At 70.8% G+C, this 6,282-nt stretch carries 5 protein-coding genes and 1 pseudogene; 1 reads left to right on the top strand and 5 read right to left on the bottom strand.

The window, feature by feature from the left end:
* Positions 1 to 275 precede the first annotated feature (275 nt).
* The 4 genes from D455_RS0102675 to D455_RS0102660 all read right to left on the bottom strand — a co-directional run bounded on the left by D455_RS0102675 (position 276) and on the right by D455_RS0102660 (position 4,706).
* Positions 276 to 797: a hypothetical protein gene (locus tag D455_RS0102675; protein ID WP_017569225.1), complete on the bottom strand. Its 522-nt coding sequence runs from the start codon at positions 795 to 797 to the stop codon at positions 276 to 278.
* 158 nt (positions 798 to 955) lie between these two features.
* Entirely contained in the window at positions 956 to 1,624 is a 669-nt protein-coding gene (locus tag D455_RS0102670) for an SDR family oxidoreductase (protein ID WP_017569224.1), read from the bottom strand.
* Positions 1,625 to 1,768: 144 nt separating this feature from the next.
* A complete protein-coding gene (locus D455_RS0102665; protein WP_017569223.1) occupies positions 1,769 to 2,848 on the bottom strand; it encodes a 2-oxoacid:ferredoxin oxidoreductase subunit beta in 1,080 nt (359 codons plus the stop codon).
* Positions 2,849 to 2,855: 7 nt separating this feature from the next.
* Positions 2,856 to 4,706, bottom strand: a complete 1,851-nt coding sequence (locus tag D455_RS0102660) for a 2-oxoacid:acceptor oxidoreductase subunit alpha (RefSeq protein WP_017569222.1) — start codon at positions 4,704 to 4,706, stop codon at positions 2,856 to 2,858.
* Positions 4,707 to 5,233: 527 nt separating this feature from the next.
* Between D455_RS0102660 and D455_RS0102655 the strand changes: the two genes are divergently transcribed.
* Positions 5,234 to 6,097 (top strand): M48 family metalloprotease, encoded by an 864-nt coding sequence (locus D455_RS0102655; RefSeq protein WP_017569221.1) that lies wholly within the window; start codon positions 5,234 to 5,236, stop codon positions 6,095 to 6,097.
* Here D455_RS0102655 and D455_RS36245 read toward each other — a convergent pair.
* Positions 6,093 to 6,191: pseudogene (locus tag D455_RS36245) on the bottom strand (IS982 family transposase); the annotation flags it as partial. The gene D455_RS0102655 and the pseudogene D455_RS36245 sit on opposite strands and share 5 nt — an antisense overlap.
* Positions 6,192 to 6,282 lie beyond the last annotated feature (91 nt).

Below are 6,282 nucleotides of genomic sequence, written 5' to 3'. Positions count from 1 at the left end.
GCCCGCCGTAAATAACTTAGCGTAGTCGGCGGCCTGCTCGGAGTACTTTCGGGGAAGAATCAAGAGTTTCCCCAGACTTTTCTCGGCTCCGTGGTGGACATGCCGGACATGTCGTCGCTCAGGACTGCTCCAGGGCGGCCCAGGCTTTACTCAACCGAAAGCACGGCCGTAAACCACGAACGGCAAATGCATCGGAATCAGCATTTCTCCGATATCGGACACAAGGAAGGGCCCGCACGGTGCGTCACCGTGCGGGCCCGACGTCCGGGGCGGGGTTACCAGCCCTGCTGCTGCCCGTAGCCCGGGTACTGCTGCCCGTATCCGGGCTGCTGGCCGTACCCCGGCTGCTGCCCGTATCCGGGGTACTGCTGCTGGTCGTAACCCGGGTACGGCTGCTGCCCGTAGCCGGGCTGCTGTCCGTAACCCGCGTACGGGTCCTGCGGCTGGGCGCCCGTCGGCTGGTGCGGGTAGGGCTGCTGCTGCCCCGAGGGGTCCTGGTAGTGCTGCTGCTGAGCCTCGGCCCTGGCCGCCTCGTTCTTCCTGACGTCCGGGTCGGGACGGAAGATGAACAGGCGGGCGGGCTTGTCACCCTCCTCCCCGGGGGTGATCTGGTCCAGGCGCCACCCGGCCTCCTCGATCCCCTCCAGGATGCGGGTCAGGCCGGGACGCAGCTTGCTGGAGGCCTCGTCATAGGCGTTGATCTCCAACTGGATGATGAACATCCGGCGCTTCTGCTGCGCGGCGACCTTGGCGTGCTCGACGACCGTGCTGTCCCTCACGACCTGCGTGACGCTCATGAATAACCGTACCCATCTGCTCTGCGTGGAGCTTGCCGTACCCGTCGGGCTGCTACCCGGTCATCCGCGTCCACCGTGGCGGGACTCCGCCGGGCTCCGCACCCATCATGCCCCCTGTGGAAACATCTGGCCACAGACGACCGCTGACGACCGCCCCGTCAGGAGGCGGCGGCCACGGCGCGGACCGCCTCGACGACGGGCGTCTCTCCGTTCACCAGGTTGAGAACCCTGCCGACCGTCCCCGGTTCGTCCAGAAGCGCGACAATCACCGAAGCCACGTCCTCACGGGTCACCGAGTCGCGCTCGACCCCCTCGCCCAGCGCCACCTCGCCGGTGCCCGGGTCGTCGGTCAGCCGCCCGGGCCGGAGGATCGTCCAGTCCAGCTCCAGCCCCCGCTCGCGCAGGTCGGCGTCGGCGGCGCGCTTGGCCTCCACGTAGGCCGCCCACACCTCCTCCGTGCCCTCGGGAACGGGGTTGTCCACGCCGATGGCCGACACCTGGACCAGACGGCGCACACCCGCCAGGGAGGCCGCGTCGGCGGTCAGCACGGCCGCCTTGTGGTCCACGGTCTCCTTGCGGGCCGCGCCGCTGCCCGGGCCCGCGCCCGCGGCGAACACGACGCCGTCGGCGTTCATGATCTTCTCAGTCAGCTCGGTGACGGTGGCCTTCTCCAGGTCGATCACGACCGGCTCGGCACCGGCGTCGACGACGTCCTGGGCGTGGTCGGGGTTGCGGATGAGGGCGACGGGCTCGTCACCTCGGCCGGCCAACTGTCTGGCCAGCCGCAGCGCGATCTTCCCGTGTCCTCCGACGATGACGATACGCATGGTGGAAGCGTATGCCTTCGCGGCGCGGGAAGCGGGGGAGCGGCTCCGTTCGTCGGGTCACACGGCCGGGCGCCCACGGACGACGGGGCCGTCCCGGGTTCCGCGCGCCGACCCGCGAGCGGTGCGCGGAACCCGGGACCGGTGCTACTCGACGGTCCAGGTGTCCCCGCTGGCCAGCAGGGAGGCCAACTCGCCGTCGCCCTGCTCGGCGCGCGCGTCGGCGACCTGCTCGTTCACCAGGTCGTCGTAGGTGGGACGCCGCACGTCCCGGAACACCCCGATCGGCACGTGCTCGAACGCGGGCTGGTCCAGACGCGACAGCGCGAACGCGTACCCCGGGTCCTCCCGGTGCGCGTCGTGCCGGATCAACCGGTCCTCGCCCACCGAGTCCACGTCCACGACCTCCAGACCGCCGAACTCCCCGGCGACCACACCCCGGTCGGGACCCAGCCGCAGCGGCTCACCGTGCTCCATGCGCATCAGCCGGGTGTCGCGCGCGGCCGGGTCCTTCAGCGGCTCGAACGCGTCGTCGTTGAAGATCGGGCAGTTCTGGTAGATCTCCACGAACGACGCGCCCGGGTGGTCGGCGGCGGCCCGCAGCACCGACGTCAGGTGCTTGCGGTCGGAGTCGACCGTGCGCGCCACGAACGTGGCCTCCGCGCCCAGCGCCAGCGACACCGGGTTGAACGGGTGGTCCAGCGAGCCCACCGGCGAGGACTTGGTGATCTTCCCCGCCTCGGAGGTGGGGGAGTACTGGCCCTTGGTCAGCCCGTAGATCCGGTTGTTGAACAGCAGGACGTTGATGTTGACGTTGCGGCGCAGCGCGTGGACGAGGTGGTTGCCGCCGATGGACAGCCCGTCGCCGTCACCGGTCACCACCCACACCGACAGGTCCGGGCGGCTGGTGGCCAGCCCGGTCGCGATCGCCGGGGCGCGCCCGTGGATCGAGTGCACGCCGTACGTGCTCAGGTAGTACGGGAAGCGGGAGGAGCAGCCGATCCCCGACACCATCACGATGTTCTCGCGCGGCACGCCCAGCTCGGGCAGGAACGACTGGAAGGCGGCCAGGATCGCGTAGTCACCGCAGCCCGGGCACCAGCGCACCTCCTGGTCGGACTTGAAGTCCTTCATCTTGTACGCGGTGTCGGTCCTGGGCACCAGGCGCAGTCCGCCCGGCCCGTCCTCCGCGCCACCGTGGCCGTGGCCGTTCGCGCCCGGTCCCATCACGTTCTCAGTCACGGTCGATGACCTCCTGAAGCACGCCCGCGAGCTCCTCGGCCTTGAAGGGCAGACCGCGGACCTTGTTGTAGCCGATGACGTCGACCAGGAACCTGCCGCGCAGCAGCAGCGACAGCTGGCCCAGGTTGATCTCGGGGACCACCACCCGGTCGTAGCGGCGCAGCACCTCACCGAGGTTGGCCGGGAACGGGTTCAGGTGCCGCAGGTGCGCCTGCGCCACCCGGCCGCCCGCGCGCCGCACACGGCGCACCGCGGCGGTGATCGACCCGTACGTGCCGCCCCAGCCGAGCACCAGGACGTCGGCTTCCCCACCGGGGTCGTCCACCTCCAGTTCGGGGACGTCCCGGGCGATCGCGTCGATCTTGCCCTGGCGCGTACGCACCATCAGGTCGTGGTTGGACGGCGCGTAGGAGATGTCACCGCTCCGCGCGTGCTTCTCGATACCGCCGATCCGGTGCTCCAGGCCGGCCGTGCCCGGCACCGCCCACGGGCGGGCCAGCGTCTCCTCGTCGCGCAGGTAGGGCAGGAAGGAGTCCTCCGGCCCGTTCGGCGCGGTCGCGAAGGCGGGGTCGATCTCCGGCAGATCCGACACCTCCGGCAGCCGCCACGGCTCCGACCCGTTGGCCAGGTACCCGTCGGAGAGCACGACCACCGGCGTGCGGTAGCGCACCGCGATCCGCACGGCCTCCAGCGCGGCGTCGAAGCAGTCCGCGGGGGAGGAGGGCGCCACCACCGGCACCGGCGACTCGCCGTTGCGCCCGTACAGGGCCATGAGCAGGTCGGTCTGCTCGGTCTTGGTCGGCATGCCGGTGCTCGGCCCGGCGCGCTGCACGTCGATGACCACGAGCGGCAGCTCGGTCATCACGCCCAGACCCACCGTCTCCTGCTTGAGCACCATGCCCGGACCGGAGGTGGTGGTCACGCCCAGGGAACCACCGAAGGACGCGCCCAGGGCGGCGCCCACACCGGCGATCTCGTCCTCGGCCTGGAACGTGCGCACCCCGAACCGCTTGTGCCTGGACAGCTCGTGCAGGATGTCCGACGCGGGGGTGATCGGGTACGAGCCCAGGAACAGCGGAAGCCCCGACCGCTGGGACCCGGCGATCAGCCCGTAGGCGGTGGCCAGGTTGCCGGTGATGTTGCGGTAGGTGCCCGCCGGGAGCCGCGCGGGCTTGATCTCGTAGGAGACCGCGAAGTCCTCGGTCGTCTCGCCGAAGTTCCACCCCGCCTGGAACGCGGTCAGGTTCGCGGCCAGGATGTCCGGCTTGGCGGCGAACTTCGACTTCAGGAACGAGGTCGTTCCCTCCGTCGGCCGGTTGTACATCCACGACAGCAGGCCCAGGGCGAACATGTTCTTCGCCCGCTGCGCGTCCTTCTTGGAGAGGTCGGTACCGGCGAGGGCCTCCACGGTCATGGACGTCAGGGGCACCGCGCTCACCTTGAACGAGTCCAGCGTCCCGTCCGAGAGCGGATCGGACGCGTACCCGACCTTGGCCAGACTGCGCTTGGTGAACTCGTCGGTGTTGACGATCACGGTGGCCCCCCGGGGCAGGTCGCCCAGGTTGGCCTTGAGGGCCGCGGGGTTCATCGCCACCAGCACGTCCGGGGCGTCCCCCGGGGTCATGATGTCGTGGTCGGCGAAGTGCAGCTGGAAGCTGGACACCCCGGGAAGGGTCCCGGCGGGCGCGCGGATCTCCGCGGGGAAGTTCGGCAGGGTCGACAGGTCGTTGCCGAACGACGCCGTCTCCTGTGTGAAGCGGTCACCGGTCAACTGCATGCCGTCGCCGGAGTCGCCGGCGAAGCGGATGATGACGCGGTCGAGCTGTTCGATCTGTTTGGCCACTGAGATCGACGACCTCCTTGGTGAGCCGCCGGTCGTGACGGGCGGCGGCGCTCGGGTGTCAGCCCCCGACCGAACCGCGCCTTCGCGGTCCGTGTGCCTGGTTCGGGGACGTGGGGACAGCGTTCGCGGCCCTCGCGATCGCCGGATGCGCCAACCCGGTCTCGCGCGGTGCGGCCGCGCCGCGACGGCCGGGTCGTGAAGGGGCCAGCCTTCAACGACACGGCCGACCACACACCGGACCGAGGGGACGGGGTCCTGACGGCCTGGTGCGCGGAGTGATGAGGGCCACGATCGCACTATAGGTCGTCGGGAGCGGCGAGTCGGGGGTCGGGTGGCCATTCTCACACGGGGAGGGGGTTCGGGAGGCCGGCCACGAGCGGGGACGCGGGCGGGGCACGGGCCGGACGAGGCGGACGGCGGGTTCCGGGACGGTGGCGCGGGCGTCGCCCCACCGCCCGGGGAACGCGGAGCACGGACCCGCACGTTTGCCACCATGTACGCATCCACGGTCGGAAGGAGGTGGCGGCGTGCACATCAACGTGGCCCGGGCGGTCGGACTGTTCGTCGGTGTCGCGGTACTCGTCGTCACGGCCGGCTGGCTGTGCGGCGCGGCGAAGGGCGCCCAGTTCGCGGTGGCCCTGGTGCTGTGCGCGGGGGTGCTGGTCTACCTCTTCGGGGACTCCCTGGCGCTGAGGGCGATGCGTGCGCGGCCGGTCAGCGAGATCGAGCGGCCCGAGCTGTACCGGATCGTCCGGGAGCTGGCCACCGCCGCCCGACAGCCGATGCCCAGGCTGTACCTGTCACCCGTGCGCTCGCCGAACGCCTTCGCCACCGGGAGCAGCCCGCGCAGGGCCGCGGTGTGCTGCACCACGGGGCTGCTGCGCACCCTGGACGAGCACGAGCTGCGCGGGGTCATCGCCCACGAGCTGGCGCACATCCGGGCCAACGACACGCTGATCAGCTCGGTGGCGGCCACCCTGACCGCGGTGATCACGGCGCTGAGCGCGGTCGCGTTCCTCCTGCCGCTGGGCGACTCCGAGGAGACCGACATGCCCACCCTGCTGGGCGGCCTGATGACGGCGCTGCTGGCGCCGCTCGCGGCGGTGATCGTCTACTGCGGTGTGGGGCGCCACCGCGAGTTCCGGGCCGACGAGCAGGCCGCACGGCTGACCGGGGACCCGCTGGCGCTGGCCTCCGCACTGCGCAAGCTGGAGGCGGGGGCGTTCCGGTACCCGCTGCCCCGGGAGCGCAGCCTGCTGGCGTCGGCGCACCTGATGACCACCAACCCGTTCCCGAGCGGCCTGGGCCGTCTGTTCGCCGCCCATCCGCCGACGGCGGACCGCGTCCGGCGGCTGCGGGAGCTGCGCCGCGGGTGGGACCTGGGCCACTAGGGCCGTGTTTGACGGGTTGTTCGCGCGAAGGCAGGACGTGGTCGTCCAGGTGGACGTAGAGTGCGGTCAGAAGGGCGTCAAGGTCATTGGTCACACTCTGATCCTCGACGCCCTTCGCCATGTCCGCAGGTGTTTCAGAAACCCCCATCAACGATCTAGATGAGTGAGTCCGATGTCTTCAGTGG

This window comes from Nocardiopsis halotolerans DSM 44410 (genome assembly GCF_000341065.1).
GTDB classification, from domain to species: Bacteria; Actinomycetota; Actinomycetes; order Streptosporangiales; family Streptosporangiaceae; genus Nocardiopsis; species Nocardiopsis halotolerans.
The sequence above is the reverse complement of the archived record's forward strand: the minus strand, read 5'-3'. Positions and strand labels throughout refer to the sequence as shown.